Genomic DNA, 13,468 nt, shown 5'->3' with positions numbered 1-13,468 from the left:
TGGGGCCGCTCAGTAGAGGTAGGCGAGCCAGCTCATCACGCGCAGGAACACGCGGCCGAGCGGGTTGAGCGGGTTGCCTGCGCCCGGAAACGCCATCACCTCGGCCTGGCCGCCCACACGAACATTGCGCAGCCGCGCGCGTTCGTGATCGTCGAACTCGACGATCACGGGAAAGCGTTGTGCGGGCCTCAGCCAGTCGCGGCTGTTCTGCACGGTGGGCAGGGTGCCGGGCGGCGTGCTTTGGCCAACGCTCACGCCATAGCCGATGCTGCGGATGCGTCCCGTGAACACTTCGCCCGGCAGCGCGTCCAGTGCGATCGCGACGGGTGTGCCCGCATGAAGATGGCCCAGATTGTTTTCCGTCATGTCCGCGCTGACCCAGACATCGTGAATGGCGATGAGTGTCATGACCGGATTGCCCGCCGCCGCGAACTGGCCGACTTCCGTGCGCAGGTCGGTGATGACGCCGGCCGAGCGCGCGCGAATGCGTGTATTGGCGAGATCGAGTTCGGCCTTCTCGAGTGCGCCGGCCGCACTGCGCAACTGCGCGTTTTCCGCTTCATTGCCGCCTTGCTGCTCGCGCGCGCGTTCGATTTCGGCTCGGGCGCTTTCGACCTGGCTTTGTGCCTGCTCGTGCGTGGCGCGCGCCACTTCGAGCCGCCGCAGCGAGACTGTGCCCTCGTCTTCGCGATACAGCCGTTCCAGCCGGTCGCTATCCTGACGTGCCTTGACTTCGTTGGCGAGCGCCGCGCGCAACGAGGCTTGCGCCGATTCGATCCCGGCCGTGCTCGCGCCGATCTGCCGGCGCGTGGATTCGAGGTCGGCGCGCGCGCGGTCGGCGGCAATGCGATATTGCGTGTTGTCGATCTCGAACAGCACGTCGCCCGCGTTGACCTCCTGGTTGTTGTGCACGAGCACGCGCGTTACGCGTCCCGATACCTCGGCTGCAACGGGCACGACGTAGGCCGCAACACGCGCTTGCTGTGTATACGGCGTGAAACGATCGGCGAGCAGGTACCAGATGAGGCTGATGGCGATGAGGATGACGGTCCACTTGACCGCCTTGCCGGACGAGTCGGAAGCCGGTGGCGGTGCCGGCGGCGGGCTCGAAGGTTCGGGCGCTCGGCTCATTGTGTCGGCCCATCCGGTTGATTGCCAGGACGCTGCGCGGCGGCGGGAGGCGTCGTTTCGTCGAGCAGGTCGCCCCAGTCCGTGCGCCGCTGCATTTGCGCGCGCGTGGCGGGATCGATGAGCGGCTGCGGCAGATCCCAGCCGCCGTCCACGGCCTTGTACAGCGCAATCAGGCTGCTCACGGCGTTGCCGCGATTGACGACGAACGCGTCCTGCTGCGCGGAGAGTGCGCGCTGCGCGTCGAGCACGCGCTGGAAGTCCGAGTACCCTTCGCGGTAGATCGTATTGGCGAGCGTGAGCGAGCGCTGCGCAGCGCCTTGCGCGTCGTGCAGGATCGTATCGCGCTGCAGCGCCGCGCTCAGCGCCGTAGCGGCGTCGTCAGCCTCGCGCGCCGCTTCGCGCACCGTATCCTGATACGCGACGATCAACTGCTGCAGGCGCGCGTCCTGCACGCGCACGTTGTTCGTAATGCGGCCGTGATCGAACAGATTCCAGGTGATGCTCGGGCCGCCCACCACGGCAAGCGTGCTCGGCGCCCCGGCAAGCGAGCTGGCGCTCCACACGAGCGAGCCGACCAGTGAAACCGACGGGTACAGATCGGCCTTCGCCACGCCGATCAGCGCCGACTGCGCGGCCATCTGTTGCTCGGCCGCGCGCACATCCGGGCGGCGCAGCAACAGCTTCGCAGGCACATCCTGAAGCACGGCACGGTTGATGAGCGGGACGAAGCCTGCTTTGGCAGGCTGTGCGTCGAGTTCCGGCAACGGGCCGGGCGGGCGCCCAAGCAGCACGCAAAGCGCGTGACGCGCCAGCGCAATCTGGCTTTCGAATACCGGGATGCTGCTCAGCGTGCCGAGATACTGTGTTTTCGCTTGCTGGAGATCGAGCTCGTCGGTTTCGCCGCTCTTGAAGAGCTTTTGCGTGATTTCGTAGCTGCGCTTTTGCAGTTGCGCGTTCTCGCGCGCAATGCGCAGGCGCGCTTCGGTCGTGCGCAGCGTGAAATAGGTGTCCGCGACTTGCGCGTGAACGAGCACGAGCGCGTCTTCGCGGTTGTCCTGGGCGGCGAAGAATGAGGCGTCGGCCGATTCGATCGCGCGGCTGAAGCGGCCCCAGAAGTCGAGTTCCCAGCCTATGCTGAAGCCGAGACCATACTGAACGTACGCGCCCGAACGCGGGTCGAAACCGTCGTGGCGCTTGCGTGCCGAGGCCAGCACGTCGGCGTTGGCTTGCTGCACCTGCGGGTAACGCCCCGCGAGCGCGATACCTAGCTGGGCGCGCGCCTCGATCACGCGCAGTGCCGCGATCTTCAGGTCGCCGTTGTTTGCATCGGCCGCGGCAATCAGCTGTTCGAGATTGTCGTCACTGAAGACGTGCCACCATTGCCGCGCGTCGGGCTGCTCACCGGGCTGCGCAACGATCACTGTGACCTGATCGATCGACGCGCTGCTCCAGTGTTCGCTCCAGCTCTCATGCTGCGGCTGAAAGTCGGGGCCCACGTGCATGCACGCGTTCAGCAGCGTGCTGATGCAACAGGCACCGAGAGGCAGCCAGTGAGGGCGCTCGCAGAGGAACACAGGTCGGCCTCGCGGCTCACGCCTGCTGTTCTTCTCGTGTGCGTTCGGGTTGAGGCTGGTCTTTCACCCAGCGCCAGAACAGTTGATAGCCAACGGCGAGCATTACCGGGCCGATGAACAGGCCGATCACGCCGCCTGTGACCATGCCGCCAATCGCGCCGATCAGCACCACCGGCATGGGCACGGCCACACCGCGCCCGAGCAGCAACGGCTTGAGGACGTTGTCGGCGAGGCCTGCAACGAATTCATACACGGAGAAGACGATCGTCGCCGTGCTCACGCCCTGCGTCATGATCACGAAGATAATGACGGGCACGGTGATGAGCGTGGCGGGCAACTGCATGATGCCGATCAGCAGCACGGCCAGCGCGAGCAAGCCCGCGCCTGGAATGCCCATCACGATGAAGCCAACGCCGATCAGCACCATCTGGATGAATGCGATGCCCACCACGCCCTGCGCGACCGCGCGTATCGTTGCCGTGCAAAGATCGGCGATCTGCGGGCCGTTTTCCGGGCCGGAGATGCGCGAGGCGATCAACACCGTGCTGCGGTAGCCCTTGTCGCCGTGCGCCATGAGAATGCCCGCAATGATCAGGGATACAAAGAAAACCAGCAATGCGGCGCCAAGACCGGTGAGCGTGCCAAGCAGCGCGAGGCCAGCCGCCTTTAGTTGCGGCGCAAACCGCTGCACGAGACCGGTAATGTCGGTCGACGCCTGCATCCAGAAGTCGTATACGCGCTGGCCGACGATTGGCCAGTGCGCGATCGAGTCGGCGGGAGGCGGAATATTGAACGTCCCGCTCTTCGCAACGCCCATGGCATGCTCGATCGAATCGGCCACGGCGACGCCCAGCAGCCAGGTTGGCGCGAGGATCACGCCGAACGCCACGAGAATGATGAGCGAGGCGATGAGTCCATCTTTGTGAGGGAAACTGCGCTGCAGCCGCATTTGCAGCGGAAAAAGCGTGACCGCGAGAATCACGGACCAGACCATGAGGTCGAGGAACGGGGCGAAGATGCGAAAGCAAAACATCGCCAGGACGGCTATCAGCGCGGCGCGGATCAGGACATCGAGCAAGTCCCGGGACTGCGCCTTTGGCGTTGACGTAGTGGGCAGCAGCATGGTCTGTCTCTCCTCTGGCCTGACGCGCAACTCGGGCGCGCCGTGGCTCCTATCGCGTTCCGGCGAGGGCCGCCAGAACCCCAGGTAGTACGAGAAACTGTCCGCTAACGTTGCGTTCGTTCCCGGCATGACCCCGTGACCGGGAGCACAACTGCACGATGTTTGCAGTCGCCTGCGAGTTGTGCGGAACGCGCTGTTGAGTTGAGTCTATTACACGCGATGAAAGGCGACAACGAATCTGCCGCCCGCCTTGGGTCGGCGACGAATCGGGTTAGCCGCGCGCTGAAAATGGCGTCGTGCGCGCGGCGCGGTTCTGATTCCTATTCGCACACCTCAATGTCCCGCACCACTCGACGGCACGCAGCTGAGAATCAGTCGATCGCCTTTGCCCACACCGGCGGCCAGTGCCGCGTTGTGGAATTCCTCGCTGCCGCAGCGCCACTCGGCGAGATAGTCATTGCGACAGCTTCCCGATTTCGAGGCGGTCATCGACACCGGATAGTTGCAGGTTAGCAAACCGTCGCAGTGCTCGGCGAGATCGCGCGTGACATTGCCGTGTGGCGCACCGCAGTTGCTGCCGTACGTGCCGGCGACGATCGCTATCGTTGCTTCGTTCGAGGCGGCCGCCGCAGCCGGGATGGGACCGCAGACAAGGCTAAGCGCTACCCATGCGCTCGCGAAGGCGATGGCAGTTGGTTTCATGATGCACCTCCCAAGCCGGCGTCGCGTACGCGCGCAAGCGCGGCTTTCGATCGATGTTTAAAGCTTAGGGCGGTTGCGGCGAAGGGCAAGACGGTGCCCGGCGATGGTGCGGGGCTACGCTGCAGTGCACCAGCAGCAGTCATCTGAAGCACACGATTGGTGGTGCGCCGCCGGTCCGGACTGCGCGGGCCGGGCGCGCTGTCTGAGCGGGCGGAGCCGCGCCAGCCGGGCGTTGCGCCGGAGCGCGCGCCGCTTGCGCAGAGTGTGGCACACCTATTGCTTAATCACTGCCGGGGCCAATGACGGCTCCAGTGAATTGCATCATCGTCCCGCCGTGCGCGGGGCTTTTCGATCATGCGGGGCAACGGCGTCCCGAAGCAGCACTCCACGGCACAGCGTGCGTGGCAGGTGCGCTTCGGGACGCTTTTTTTTGCTTCGCTCGGTGCGCCCTGGTCTGGCAAATCCTTGGCGATGCTATTTGCACTACTAAAGATGAACATGCGGGAAACGACACCTGACATCTCGGCGGAAATCGTTGGCGAGCTCATCAATCTGGCCGGGCGCCAGCGGATGCTCTCGCAGCGCGTCGTCCTGCACGCATTGCTTGGCTTGCGTGGCGACGCCGCCGCGCTCGTGATCGCGCGCGAATGCCTCGATACATTTGCGGCTTCGCACGCGCGGCTGGTAGAAGGCGACGACCACTTTCCGGGTGTGTTTTCGAGCGCTTTGCGCGAACTCTATTTCGGCGCGCGCAAGGCCGACGAGCGCATTCGCGCATTCACGAAGCTGGCCGAGCATGCGTGTGCGTGCCTCGAGCGCTCAGTTCAGCCATCGACGGACGATGGCGTGTGCGAGGCAGCAGTGACGGAACTCACCACCGCCGCCACGCCACTGCTCGAACTGCTGCAAACGCTCACCCAGGCGTACCAGGACGAATTGCGCAGCGTGGAAGCGGCGGCGGCGAAGCGCCAGGCAGGCATAGTCGACGAGCTCGCCGCCATTTCCCTGCGCGCGAACATCGTCGCGCTCAATGCAAGGGTGGCGGCCGCCCGCGCAGGACAGTTCGGCCGCGAATTCGCCGTGATCACGGCGGAGCTGGCGCACGTAATAGGCGAAATGGACCGGCTCGTGCAAGGCGTGGTCGGCAAGCCCGAAACGCGTGACGCTGCGCCCGAAAGACATTCTGGATTCCGAAATCAACGGATGCATGCCCGACTTGCGGGTTGAGATCCACTATTGGGGAGAACCTCGTGAAAGACCTGGTAAGTTCGCTCAAGAGCGGTAACTGGCGCGCGCTGATCGCGTGCTTCCTGTACTTCGACACCGGCTTTACGGTGTGGGTGATGTTTGGCCCGCTCGCGCCTTTCATTCAGAAGGACATCGCGATGACGCCGGCCGAGCTGGGCCTGCTCGTGGCGGTACCGGTGCTCGGTGCGGCGATTTTGCGCGTGACGCTCGGCAATCTGTATCAGGCCTGCGACGGCCGCCGTGTCGCGCTGATGGGCATCGCGCTTTCCGCCATTCCCGCCGCCGTGCTGTTGCTGATGCCGGGCACGCCGTCCTATACCTTGCTGCTCGTGCTCGGTGTACTGCTCGGCGTGGGCGGCGCGAGCTTCGCTGTGGCGTTGCCGATGGCTGGCAGTAATTATCCGCCGAAGGTGCAGGGCCTCGTGCTGGGCCTCGCTGCAGCCGGCAATATTGGCGCCGTGCTCGACGGCTTCCTCTTTCCGGGCCTCGCCAGCCACTATGGCTGGGCGCGCGCCACGGGCGCGGCGCTGCCGCTGCTCGCGCTGGCCGCGACGGCCGTGATCTTTTGGGCCCGCGATCTCGGCCACAAGTCCGGCAGCGCGGCGAAGGCATTGCGCTCGTTCGGTATCACGCTCGCCGGGCTGATCGCGCTTGTGCTCGCCGTGCACGCCGGCGTGTTCGGTGCGGGCAAGACCGGCGTGCTTTTGTTGCCGGTGTTCGGCGCGCTGCTCGCCATTGCCGTGCTGCCGCGGCACTATCGCGCGGTGCTGACGGAAAGCGACACGTGGGTCGTGATGCTCGTGTACAGCATCACGTTCGGCGGCTTTGTCGGCATGTCGTCCTATGTCTCGACGCTGCTTATTTCGCTCTACCAGGTACCGAAGCTCGAAGCCGGCGTGGTGATGTCGCTGCTCGCGCTGACCGGCGCGATGGTACGTCCGCTCGGCGGCCTGATCGCCGATCGCATTTCGGGCGTGCGTGCGCTCGTGGTGCTGCTGGCGGCGATTTCGGTGTGCGACTTCGCCTTCGCGATGTGGATGCCGCCGTTCGCCACGGGTATTGCGCTGCTTGCGTTCACCTACGTGTGTTTCGGGCTTGGCAACGGCGCGACGTTCCAGCTTGTTCCGCGCCGCTGGCAGGGCCGCACCGGGCTGATGTCGGGCATCATCGGCGCGGCGGGCGGGATCGGCGGTTTCTATCTGCCGGTCATCATGGGCATTGCCAAGGAAAGCACCGGCAGCTACCAGATGGGCTTCGCGACGTTCGGCGTGATCGCCGCAGCCGCGTTCGCTCTGGTGGTGCTGCACCGCGCACGCTGGCTCGAATGGGCGCTGCCGCAAGAGCCCGCGATGGCGCCGGCTGTCGTGCAGGGCGCTCAAGCGAGCGCAAGCAACTAAGGCATCGTGGCCCGCGCGTGACTGGCGGGCCGCTATAAGCGGACGACGATCTTGCCGAGGGCCCGGTTGCTTTCCAGCAGGTAATGGGCTTTCCTGATCTCGTCGAACTCGAAGGTGTAGGCGTGCAGCGACGCGATGCTCCGGCTGGCGATGCCCGAAGCGATAAAGCGCAGTGGCGCATAGTCGAGCGGCAACGCCTTTGTGCCGAGCAGATCGCTCGTGAAGAAGCTGAGCCGGACTGCGGGCGGCAGATCGCGCGCAATGTCGAAAGGCGCGAGAAGAGGCGGTCCGGCCAGCGTGCCGACGACGGTGACGCCGCCGAACGGCCGCACCATTTTCGCGGTGTCACACACGTTGGCCGCACTCACGATTTCGAGCGCGGCGTCGACATGCAAGCATTCACGCGCGACTGCGGCGGCGACTTCTCCGCTGTCGATCAGGACTTCGTGCGCACCGGCATGGTAGAGGCGTTCGACGTGGGTTGCCGAACGTGTCGTGGCCAGCACGTTGAGCCCGAAGGCATTCGCATAGGCGATCGCAGCGAGGCCCACGGCGGATGTCCCGCCGCGCACGAGCAAGGTCTGCCCGGCTTTCGCCTCGAGGCTCGCCGCAAGCGCCCCCCACGCCGTGAGATAGGCGAGCGGCAACGTGGCCAGTTCTTCCCATGGCAAGATCGTGGACCCGAGCGCGACGACGTTGCGCCGCAAAACCGTGACTTCCTCCGCGTAGCTGCCGTTGCGCGAGACCTGCAGGCCACCCATCGCAGTGGCAACACGTTCCCCCACCCGGAATGTCTTCGAGGGGTCCTCCGCCACCACACCCACGGCCTCGATCCCCGGCACGACCGAGCCGGCAATCGGCCCAAGGCGTCCCGCGCGTAAATCGGCTTCGGCGCGATTGATGCCGAACGCGCATACGCGAATGCGTACCTCGTCCACGCCAGGCGCGGCCGGCGCGATCTCGCGCATCTTCAGGACCTCCGGGCCGCCGGGCTGTTCGATGACATAGGCTTTCATGCTCGATCTCGTTTAGGTGGCAGTTTGCGCATGGGGTGAGCGTGGCCGCAGCGCGTGTGGAGTTCATCATTTGCTTTCTGTCTGCAGGCAGGGTTGCTCGCCGGGTTTGAGCAATGCGGCGTCCTTTGCTCGCAGGATGTAGCCCAGGCCGCGCAAGGTCAGGATCTGTGCGCTCGAGTTGGCGAGATGCTTGCGCAAGCGGTGGATGTAAATATCGATTGCATCCCGGCTTGGTTCTTCGTCGAGGCCGAACAGGCTTTCCATGAGCGTGCGCTTCGAGACGGTCCTGCCCTGACGGAGCATGAGCGCCTCGAGAATGCAATGTTCGCGGCGACGCAGCGTCAGCGGCGTGTCGTTGTGGCAGAAGGCGCGCGTGTCCGTGCGATAGTGCAGGTCGCCGCAGCTCAGGCGCGCTGCCTTGTCGCTCGCCTGGCGGCGTATCAGCGCCTTGATGCGCGCGAGCAACTCGCGGGTGTCGAAGGGCTTGACGAGGTAGTCGTCGGCGCCGGCGCTGAAGCACGCCACCTTGTCGTCGATCGAGCCGTTCGTTGCCATCATCAGAACGGGGAGGTTGTCGCGGCGGCGCCGCAAACGCACAAGTACGCTCATACCGCTCAAGCGCGGCAAGTCCATTTCGAGCAGTGCGAGGTCATAATGTTGTGACTTCAACACGAGATCCGCGCTTTCGCCGTCGCCCACACAATCGACGGTGAAATTCTCGCTGCGCAACAAACTGACGAGCCACTGGGAAAGCCCCGAATTATTTTCGACGAGCAGCAACTTCATCTTGTTGTTCCTTACCTGCGCCCTATGATTTGCTTGATTTATATAGGAATACTATTCGAACGAATACCGAAGCAGGTGGTGGCGCAATGCTTGAAAGAAATGCTGCGTGAGCAGTCTTTGCAACGGCAGATCACCTTTCTCAAAGCTGCCTGCTACGTTGATGTCTGCATTCTAGTCAAGGCAACCCTTCCCGGCGCTTTCATGGAGCGCAATATTTAATCGGGGATTTCCATAGGGCATGTACGAAAATAGTAGGGCGAAGGTCAGGAATTCTTTAGTACGACAGTGATACGCGCTGTTTTGCTTACTGTTTTTATTTTTCGCATTGAAATGAAAGCATCGCGCGCTGCGATAGTGCGGGGAGAATTACGAAAGATTTATGTCAGTGGATGTTGAGAAGATGTTTGGTCAAGGCTTGATCTATTTAATATATTCGCATTCCTATGTATAGCGTGATAATCAGGAGATTAATGACGCGGTCACGCACTCAGCCGTTGCGCCGTGATTGGCCTCTTGTTCGCGTCCATGGGGAATGATGCAGTTGAAATAGCGAACGAAGACGCCTCGCCAATCGCATTGCCCACGAGAATGATGGCCGGGCTGCCAAGGTTCTCCGCGCGCGCGTGCGCCGCGATCGTGCCGAGCGTGCCCGTTACGCGGCGCTCGTCAGCGCTGCCCGCCCACTGCACGACGGCTGCAGGCGTGGCCGCCGGGAGTGTGTTGGCAAGGGTTGCGCACAGCGACTCGATCCGGCTCATACCCATATAGATGGCGAGTGTCATGCCTGTCGCGGCGAGTGCCTGCCAGTCGGGTTCGCTGTGGTCGCGCAAATGCGCCGTCACGAAGATCACACCCTGACTATGATCGCGGTGCGTGAGCGAGACGCCAAGCCCGGCGGCCGCCGCGAACGCCGAAGACACGCCGTTCACGATCTCGACCGCCACGCCCGCGTTGCGCAATGCCGCGAGTTCTTCCCCTGCGCGGCCAAACAGCAAGGCGTCGCCGCCTTTCACGCGCACGACGTGCAGCCCCCGGCGCGCGTATCGCTGCATCAGGCGCTCGATGAAGGCTTGCGGCGTGGAGCGGCAGCCGCCTCGCTTGCCAACGCGGATCACGCGGGCCTGCGGCGCGAGCGTAGCGATCTCCGCGTTCGCGAGATCGTCGAGCAGCACGACGTCGGCGCTCGCAAGCGCCTTGGCCGCCTTCAGCGTGAGGAGGTCGAGATCGCCCGGACCCGCGCTCACCAGCGTGACCTTGCCTTCGTTGCCCGTCGTCATCGTTGTGTTCCTTTCCTGTTTCGCGTACCCACGTTGGGAACGCCCAAAAACAAATGGCGTCCGCTCGCCGCTTGCGACGAGGGGACGCCATTGTCCGGTTAGCTCGAATCACGCCGCGCACGTCGCGCGGCCCATAGTTGCATCGCCCGGCGACGCTGCCGGACGCTCGGGCTCACGCAAGTTCCAGACCAGCGCGCGCGCATTCGCCCCGCCCGCACACTGGCAGGGCGCCCCCCAATTGACGACGCCGCAACCCGCAAGCGGGAGGCGCACAGCGAATGTGCTGCACGGCACCAATCTTGTGCCCGCTTGCATCACGATGCGTGCGCCGCATCAGTGCCGGACGCCCTGCGCGCATACCGCCGAAGTCCGCCAGACGGGGCGTTGTGCGGAATGCGCGCGAATTGGCACAGTGCTTGCGTATTGCTTCACAGCAAGTGCCATAGCGAATCAATGGGGATTCGGCTGCAAGCAGCAAGCGCGGCGCACAAGGGTTTCGTATTCAGGGCAACGGCGTCCCCCGAATCTGGCTTCTTTAGAAGCTGGAATCGCGGGACGCCTTTTTTATTGGCAGAGGCTCATGGTGCAAGCAACGAACGAAGTGAACAGTTCGGCCGCGATGGAGATCGTCGTCGTCGGCCACGGCATGGTGGGCCACAAATTTCTCGAATGCATCCTTGCGGACGGCACACCCAACGCGCGCGTGACCGTGCTCTGCGAAGAGCCGCGTCCCGCTTACGACCGCGTGCACCTCTCCGAATTCTTCGCGGGCAAGTCGGCTGACGACCTCTCGCTCGTGGCGCCCGGCTTCTTCGAGCGCGAGAACGTGCGCCTCGTGCTCAATGCCAAGGCGGTGTCGATCGATCGCGAGGCGCGCACCATTACGGTGTCCAACGGCGAGACGCTTGCGTACGACAAGCTCGTGCTGGCCACCGGTTCCTCGGCGTTCGTGCCGCCCATCGCGGGCAACGATCGCGCCGATTGCTTCGTCTACCGAACCATTGCCGACCTGGAAGCAATGCAGGCGCGCGGCGCGCACGCGAAATCGGGCGTGGTGGTGGGCGGCGGCCTGCTCGGCCTCGAATGCGCGAAAGCCCTGCGCGATCTGGGCCTCGACACGCATGTGGTGGAATTCGCGCCGCGCCTCATGGCGGTGCAGGTGGACGACGACGGTGGCCGCATGCTGCGCGGCAAGATCGAAGAACTCGGCGTGAGCGTACACACGCAGAAGAACACCTTGGCGATCGTCGACGGTGAAACGGCCGCCAACCGCATGCAGTTCGCCGACGGCACGCACCTCGAAGCCGACATGATCGTGTTCTCGGCCGGTATTCGTCCACGCGACGAAATCGCCCGCGCCTGCGGCCTCGATATCGGCGCGCGCGGTGGCATCGTGATCGACGACCAGTGCCGCACGAGCGACACGAACATCTACGCCATCGGCGAATGCGCGCTGTGGCAAGGCCAGATCTTTGGCCTCGTCGCCCCCGGCTACGACATGGCGCGCATCGCCGCGAAGGCGCTGGCGGGCGTTGCGGCGGACTTCGCGGGCGCCGATATGAGCACCAAGCTCAAGCTGATGGGCGTGGACGTGGCGAGCATCGGCGACGCGCACGGCAAGACGCCCGGCAGCCGTTCGTACCGCTACGCCGACGAGCGTCGCCAGGTCTACAAGAAGATCGTGGTGTCCGATTGCGGCACGAAGCTGCTCGGCGCGGTCATGGTGGGCGACGCAAGCGAATACGGCACGCTGCTGCAGATGATGCTCAACGGCATCGAGCTACCCGAGTCGCCCGAATTCATGATCCTCCCGCAGGCCGACGGCAAGGTGAAGCCTGCCCTCGGCGTGGAAGCGCTGCCCGACGCCGCGCAGATCTGCTCGTGCAACAACGTTTCGAAGGCCGAAATATGCGCGGCCGTGCGCGACGGCGCGACGACCATCGCCGCCGTGAAGGGCGCATGCAACGCTGGCACGTCGTGCGGTGGCTGCGTGCCGCTCGTCACGCAGGTCATGAAGTCGGAAATGAAACGCCAGGGTCTTGCCGTGAACAATCACCTGTGCGAGCACTTCCGCTATTCGCGCCAGGAGCTGTATCACATCGTGCGCGTGGAAGGCATCAAGACGTTCGCCGAACTGCTCGCGAGACATGGCAAGGGGCTCGGTTGCGATATCTGCAAGCCGGCCGTGGGCGGCATTCTCGCCTCTTGCTGGAACGAATTCGTGCTGAAGAAAGAGCACGCGAGCCTGCAGGACTCGAACGACTACTACCTCGCCAACATTCAGCGCGACGGCACGTATTCGGTGGTGCCGCGCATGCCGGGCGGCGAGGTCACGCCCGAGGGCCTCATAGCCGTGGGGCAGGTGGCGAAGAAGTACGGCCTCTACACGAAGATCACGGGCGGCCAGCGCGTGGACCTCTTCGGGGCGCGTGTCGAGCAGTTGCCCTTCGTGTGGGAAGAGCTGATCGCAGCGGGTTTTGAATCGGGGCACGCCTACGGCAAGGCCTTGCGCACGGTGAAGTCATGCGTGGGCTCGACGTGGTGCCGCTACGGCGTGGGCGACTCGGTGGGCTTCGCGATCGAACTCGAGAACCGCTATAAGGGCCTGCGTGCGCCGCACAAGATCAAGTTCGGCGTGTCTGGCTGCACGCGCGAATGCGCGGAGGCGCAAGGCAAAGACGTCGGCATCATCGCGACCGAGAAGGGCTGGAACCTCTACGTGTGCGGCAACGGCGGCATGAAGCCGCGCCATGCGGAGCTGCTCGCTGCCGATCTCGATCAGGCGACGCTCGTGCGCTACGTCGACCGCTTCCTCATGTTCTACGTGCGCACGGCTGACCGTTTGCAGCGCACGAGCGTGTGGCGCGACAACCTCGAAGGCGGCCTCGACTATCTGATTGACGTGATCGTGCACGACAAGCTGGGCCTTGGCGCCGAACTCGAAGCAGAAATGCAGCTCGTGGTGGACACCTACGAATGCGAATGGAAGAAGGCCGTGACCGATCCTGAAACGCGCCGCCGCTTCCGCCACTTCGTCAATAGCGATGCAGGCGACCAGCACGTCGCCTTCATTGAAGAGCGTGGCCAGATCCGGCCGGCCACGCCCGAGGAGCGCACGCAGGTGTCGCAAGCGGCGCCGCATTTCACGCGACATGAAGCGCTGAGCGCGATTCCGGTAGTCGTCGAAACCGTCTGATTCCCTTTTATCGAACCG

The 13,468-nt window shown here is 64.3% G+C and carries 10 protein-coding genes; 3 read left to right on the top strand and 7 right to left on the bottom strand.

Annotated elements, in window-relative coordinates; all coding sequences use genetic code 11:
- Positions 1-9: 9 nt before the first annotated feature.
- The 4 genes from U5A58_RS07005 to U5A58_RS06990 form a co-directional block, all read right to left on the bottom strand.
- A complete protein-coding gene (locus tag U5A58_RS07005) occupies positions 10-1,131 on the bottom strand; it encodes an HlyD family secretion protein (RefSeq protein ID WP_321960859.1) in 1,122 nt (373 codons plus the stop codon).
- Complete coding sequence (locus U5A58_RS07000; protein WP_321960961.1) at positions 1,128-2,678, bottom strand: TolC family protein; 1,551 nt, start codon at positions 2,676-2,678, stop codon at positions 1,128-1,130. Before U5A58_RS07000 ends, U5A58_RS07005 begins: the two co-directional genes overlap by 4 nt.
- A 43-nt stretch (positions 2,679-2,721) precedes the next feature.
- Positions 2,722-3,828 (bottom strand): AI-2E family transporter, encoded by a 1,107-nt coding sequence (locus U5A58_RS06995; RefSeq protein WP_321910350.1) that lies wholly within the window; start codon positions 3,826-3,828, stop codon positions 2,722-2,724.
- Positions 3,829-4,161: 333 nt separating this feature from the next.
- Positions 4,162-4,530: a hypothetical protein gene (locus U5A58_RS06990; RefSeq protein ID WP_321960858.1), complete on the bottom strand. Its 369-nt coding sequence runs from the start codon at positions 4,528-4,530 to the stop codon at positions 4,162-4,164.
- A gap of 498 nt (positions 4,531-5,028) precedes the next feature.
- On the opposite strand from U5A58_RS06990, the gene U5A58_RS06985 reads away from it, so the two are divergent.
- The gene (locus U5A58_RS06985; RefSeq protein ID WP_321960857.1) at positions 5,029-5,757 is read left to right on the top strand and encodes a type IV pili methyl-accepting chemotaxis transducer N-terminal domain-containing protein; all 729 of its coding nucleotides are present in this window, start codon (positions 5,029-5,031) and stop codon (positions 5,755-5,757) included.
- Positions 5,758-5,780: 23 nt separating this feature from the next.
- The gene (locus tag U5A58_RS06980; protein WP_321960856.1) at positions 5,781-7,175 is read left to right on the top strand and encodes an MFS transporter; all 1,395 of its coding nucleotides are present in this window, start codon (positions 5,781-5,783) and stop codon (positions 7,173-7,175) included.
- Between the two features lie 32 nt (positions 7,176-7,207).
- On the opposite strand, the gene U5A58_RS06975 is transcribed toward U5A58_RS06980, so the two are convergent.
- The 3 genes from U5A58_RS06975 to cobA form a co-directional block, all read right to left on the bottom strand.
- Positions 7,208-8,191 carry a zinc-binding dehydrogenase gene (locus U5A58_RS06975; RefSeq protein WP_321960855.1) on the bottom strand — a complete coding sequence of 328 codons (984 nt, stop codon included), beginning with the start codon at positions 8,189-8,191 and terminating at the stop codon, positions 7,208-7,210.
- Positions 8,192-8,257: 66 nt separating this feature from the next.
- On the bottom strand, positions 8,258-8,977 hold the full coding sequence (locus U5A58_RS06970) for a response regulator (RefSeq protein WP_321960854.1): 720 nt from the start codon (positions 8,975-8,977) through the stop codon (positions 8,258-8,260).
- Positions 8,978-9,456: 479 nt separating this feature from the next.
- Positions 9,457-10,254, bottom strand: coding sequence for a uroporphyrinogen-III C-methyltransferase (cobA, locus tag U5A58_RS06965; protein WP_321960853.1), 798 nt, complete (start codon positions 10,252-10,254; stop codon positions 9,457-9,459).
- A gap of 619 nt (positions 10,255-10,873) precedes the next feature.
- On the opposite strand from cobA, the gene nirB reads away from it, so the two are divergent.
- A complete protein-coding gene (gene nirB / locus U5A58_RS06960) occupies positions 10,874-13,450 on the top strand; it encodes a nitrite reductase large subunit NirB (protein ID WP_321960960.1) in 2,577 nt (858 codons plus the stop codon).
- Positions 13,451-13,468: the final 18 nt, after the last annotated feature.

Source organism: Paraburkholderia sp. J7 (assembly GCF_905220155.1).
Taxonomy (GTDB): Bacteria; Pseudomonadota; Gammaproteobacteria; order Burkholderiales; family Burkholderiaceae; genus Paraburkholderia.
Note: the sequence above shows the minus strand (reverse complement) of the source record. Positions and strands in the feature narration are given on the sequence as shown.

What these genes read in the sequence shown, in the direction of transcription:
- U5A58_RS07005 (WP_321960859.1), bottom strand. Translation starts at nt 1,131, where the DNA reads ATGAGCCGAGCGCCCGAACCTTCGAGCCCGCCGCCGGCACCGCCACCG.
- cobA (WP_321960853.1), bottom strand. Translation starts at nt 10,254, where the DNA reads ATGACGACGGGCAACGAAGGCAAGGTCACGCTGGTGAGCGCGGGTCCG.
- U5A58_RS06985 (WP_321960857.1), top strand. Translation starts at nt 5,029, where the DNA reads ATGCGGGAAACGACACCTGACATCTCGGCGGAAATCGTTGGCGAGCTC.
- U5A58_RS06970 (WP_321960854.1), bottom strand. Translation starts at nt 8,977, where the DNA reads ATGAAGTTGCTGCTCGTCGAAAATAATTCGGGGCTTTCCCAGTGGCTC.
- U5A58_RS06975 (WP_321960855.1), bottom strand. Translation starts at nt 8,191, where the DNA reads ATGAAAGCCTATGTCATCGAACAGCCCGGCGGCCCGGAGGTCCTGAAG.
- U5A58_RS06990 (WP_321960858.1), bottom strand. Translation starts at nt 4,530, where the DNA reads ATGAAACCAACTGCCATCGCCTTCGCGAGCGCATGGGTAGCGCTTAGC.
- U5A58_RS06995 (WP_321910350.1), bottom strand. Translation starts at nt 3,828, where the DNA reads ATGCTGCTGCCCACTACGTCAACGCCAAAGGCGCAGTCCCGGGACTTG.
- nirB (WP_321960960.1), top strand. Translation starts at nt 10,874, where the DNA reads ATGGAGATCGTCGTCGTCGGCCACGGCATGGTGGGCCACAAATTTCTC.